Raw genomic sequence first — 3,003 nt, 5'->3', positions numbered from 1 at the left:
GTAGATAAATCATTCCTTAGAATTCAAGTCATAGCTTATATATCTACAACAGACGCCAGGAACCCGTCAGTCCCCATTTTCGCTCTCTCTTTTCTCTCACTCTCTCTCTTTCTCTCCTCTTCTCGCTCTCTCCAAGGACGGGTCCATGCTCCGGGACGGTGGACGGTGGACGGCTCTTCCCGCTCTTCCAAGTACGGCTCTATCGTTCACGAATCGGAACCGGCCTCACCATGCTCCAGGATCGCAATTCGGGCGAGATTTCGATTTCCTTTGCAACATAGAAGCCGAAGGATTCGTAGAAGCGCAGGTTTGATGGGTTCTGGGTTTCGAGATAACAGGGGAGGGCTTTCGAGTCGGCCTCATGCGTAAGAAGGCTCATGAGTTGCCTGCCGATGCCCTTTCCCTGAGAAGCGGGCGAAACGGCAATGAAGATCAGGTGAAGGTGATGTTCTTTGATGCATTCTTTGTGAACCTTCGAGACTCCCCTGCCGACCTTCATGAGGCGACCGAGCGAACCTGCCGGAAATGTCAGCATTTTCAGCGCGCCGCCCCTGATCCAGGCGCCGAGGCCCGGGTCTTCTCCGGAGTCGATCCAGAGAATCATTCCGTTCATCCTGGGTGAATCGAAATAGGCATATCCTTTAGTCGAATAAGCCCTGAACATGACTCCGTAGATCTTATTCACGTATTGCTTCGCTTTCTCGCCTGCTACGTATTTGACCATCGGGTCGCCGGTAAACGCCCGGGCCAGAATTTCTATTGCACTTGAATGTTCTCTGTCGGAAACCCTTACCGGTTCTAGCACGCTATCACCCGGTTTCAGCTTGCCTTCATGCGCAGCCAAAGGCTGAACTGGCAATAGTTTTATAGTCTCAGGCAGCACTCGAGTGCCGCCCAGAATACACGCTCTTTGTGACTGGAAGCTTCAGGGTGAAATCTTCTGTCCCACTCTTCACCGCTCACATCGTCTCCCGAGGAAAGAAGCTGGCCAAAGACGACATCCCTGAACCGGGAGACGGCCATGAGTGCCGAAGCCTCCATCTCGACGGTTATGCAGCCTTCGTCGATTCTTCTTTTGACTATCTTCTTCGTCTCTCTGTAGAAGGCGTCGGTTGTCCAGGTCTTTCCCTTTATATAGGGTATGGAGAGCTCTCTCAATGTAGATTCTATGATCTCGATCACGCGCCGATCGACGGATATCTCTCTCGAGGGCGCCAGATAATGGAAGGAGGTCCCTTCGTCCCTGACGGCCGATTCGACCACGATGATTTCGCCTCTCGGAATCTCTCTCTTCAACACCCCGCACGAGCCGCAGGCCACCGTCTTCCTGACACCGAGCGCGATAAGCTCGTCATAAAAGCCCGCCGCGGAGGGAGCCCCGAGTCCCGGATTCAAAAGGGCCACCCGCTCGCCTTTGTGTTCGATCCCGTAGACCGGAAATAGTCCCACTTCGCTTCTTCTGTTCACGATCTTCATGAGAAGCCCTCTCTCGTTCAGGCTGTCGATTACCCCCTGATAGAAGATAACGATCGCCCTTTCGGGCATGTCGGGGATCGGCGGGATGACCTTCGCCGGTTCTATGACTGCGGGCCTTTCATAATCATGCTCTAGAATGGGTAAACTCTTCTCCATGGCTGCCTCCCTTACGACGATTATAACAGTGAAGAAGAAACGATATGCTTCGGCCAAAAGACGCCTTTGAAACCGATCTAGCATCAGTAGGTATTAGTGCGATATACATACAATACTTTGAGGTAGCAGTAGTCGTTCCTGCCATCCCAATCAGTCTTCACCCAGCCTAAGTCGCTATTGTCAACGTAGATAACCAGGTCTTTCTCCGGAGGCGGCGCGCCAAAACCTATTCTTACCCACTGGTTGGATGTCGTCAGCTCGTAATGCAAAACTGTCGGCTCGATTACTCCTTTTTGCCAGAAGCTCATGGCCTGATCGATAGTCATTACCCAAATTTCAATTCAAACAACGGCCATCATCTGTACAGTGTTTTTCAGAGCAACGGAAAAATACAAACGCGGCGACCGAAAGAGCGAGCGGTGCCTCCGCCAGAAGAAAAGGCCCGGATGTCCGGGCCTCATTCGTATTGTTTGATCCTCAGGTAGTTTCTCAGTCTTCTTTTCTCTAGCGTTCCCTCTTCGACGGCTTTGAGGACCGCGCAGCCCGGCTCAACCGTGTGGGTGCAATCGTTGAAGCGGCAGCCCCTGGAGAGCTCGGCTATGTCGTTGAAGGCTTCGTCGAGTCCTTCCGTATCGCTCACGGCGAACTCTCTCATCCCGGGCACGTCTATCAGCTTTCCTCCGCCGGGCAGATAGTAAACACTCGAAGAGGTGGTCGTGTGCTTCCCTTTGTGGGTGGACTGGCTCACCTCGCCTGTTTTTGCGGAATCGCCGTTGAGCATGGCGTTGACGAGAGAGGATTTGCCGACGCCGGAACTACCGGCCAGTACGGTCGATTTCCCGCTCAGCAGGCCTGCGAGTTCATCTATACCCTTTCCTGTAAGCACGCTCGTGAATTTCACGGTGTACCCGAGTTCTCCGTAAACCTTCGAATCTTCGAGCGTTCTTTCGGAAAATCCCAGATCGGCCTTGTTGAAGACTATTATCACATCCAGACCGGAACTCCTCGCCGAAGTGATGTACCGCTCTATGAGGCTTTTTTTGTAGGGGGGATCCTTGACGGCAACCACTACAAGGAGCTGGTCTATGTTGGCGGCGACCACCTGTTCGAGGTGCCTTCCCTTCTTTCCGGCGCCCTTTCGAACGAGGCTGCTGCGTCTCTCCTCTATCGCGGTGATGATGCCCTGATCTTTTTGAAGTCTTTCGAAAAGCACCTCGTCTCCGACGGCGAGAATGCTCTTTTCTTCCCTTTCCAGTTTTAGGAGCTTTCCTCTAAGAAGACAGCGGAAAAAATCGCCGTCTTCGGACTTTACGTGATACATTCCCTTTTGAACGTTTACTACTTCACCTTTCATCGATGACCTCCGATTAT

4 protein-coding genes are annotated in these 3,003 nt (G+C 52.6%); all 4 read right to left on the bottom strand.

All coding sequences use genetic code 11. The features are described 5' to 3' along the window. Window positions 1-199: 199 nt before the first annotated feature. A complete protein-coding gene (locus PKX57_RS11810) occupies window positions 200-859 on the bottom strand; it encodes a GNAT family N-acetyltransferase (RefSeq protein WP_472417510.1) in 660 nt (219 codons plus the stop codon). Window positions 860-864: 5 nt separating this feature from the next. Further along, complete coding sequence (locus PKX57_RS11805) at window positions 865-1,689, bottom strand: nucleoside phosphorylase (RefSeq protein ID WP_472417508.1); 825 nt, start codon at window positions 1,687-1,689, stop codon at window positions 865-867. Between the two features lie 26 nt (window positions 1,690-1,715). Next, window positions 1,716-1,958: a hypothetical protein gene (locus tag PKX57_RS11800; protein WP_214075612.1), complete on the bottom strand. Its 243-nt coding sequence runs from the start codon at window positions 1,956-1,958 to the stop codon at window positions 1,716-1,718. Between the two features lie 131 nt (window positions 1,959-2,089). Continuing rightward, window positions 2,090-2,986 (bottom strand): ribosome small subunit-dependent GTPase A, encoded by an 897-nt coding sequence (gene rsgA / locus PKX57_RS11795; RefSeq protein WP_214049241.1) that lies wholly within the window; start codon window positions 2,984-2,986, stop codon window positions 2,090-2,092. Window positions 2,987-3,003 lie beyond the last annotated feature (17 nt).

The sequence above is a fragment of the Mesotoga sp. genome (genome assembly GCF_035363035.1).
GTDB lineage: Bacteria > Thermotogota > Thermotogae > Petrotogales > Kosmotogaceae > Mesotoga.
Note: the sequence above shows the minus strand (reverse complement) of the source record. Positions and strands in the feature narration are given on the sequence as shown.

What these genes read in the sequence shown, in the direction of transcription:
- PKX57_RS11800 (WP_214075612.1), bottom strand. Translation starts at nt 1,958, where the DNA reads ATGACTATCGATCAGGCCATGAGCTTCTGGCAAAAAGGAGTAATCGAG.
- rsgA (WP_214049241.1), bottom strand. Translation starts at nt 2,986, where the DNA reads ATGAAAGGTGAAGTAGTAAACGTTCAAAAGGGAATGTATCACGTAAAG.